This window comes from Microcoleus sp. D3_18a_C4 (genome assembly GCF_036702415.1).
GTDB lineage: Bacteria > Cyanobacteriota > Cyanobacteriia > Cyanobacteriales > Microcoleaceae > Microcoleus.
Map to the genome: position 1 here is coordinate 13,516 of NZ_JAUBTI010000032.1, position 345 is coordinate 13,860.

At 41.2% G+C, this 345-nt stretch carries 1 pseudogene; it reads right to left on the minus strand.

The features are described 5' to 3' along the window. Positions 1-345: pseudogene (locus QUB16_RS16115) on the minus strand (ATP-binding cassette domain-containing protein); the annotation flags it as partial.

Below are 345 nucleotides of genomic sequence, written 5' to 3' on the forward strand. Positions count from 1 at the left end.
AAATCAGTTCAGATTCTGGTTGAGAATGTTCGATCGACTTTGGTGCATCTAAAATCAGTTCAGATTCTGGTTGAGAATGTTCGATCGACTTTGGTGCATCTAAAATCAGTTCAGATTCTGGTTGAGAACGCTCGATCGACTTTGGTGCATCTAAAATCGGTTGGGGTTCTGGTTGAGAACGTTCGATCGACTTTGGTGCATCTAAAATCAGTTCAGATTCTGGTTGAGAATGCTCGATCGACTTTGGTGCATCTAAAATCAGTTCAGATTCTGGTTGAGAAAGTTCGATCGACTCTTGTCTTTCTAGAATGAGCAGATTTTCGACAATCGGTTCTGGTTGAGAAT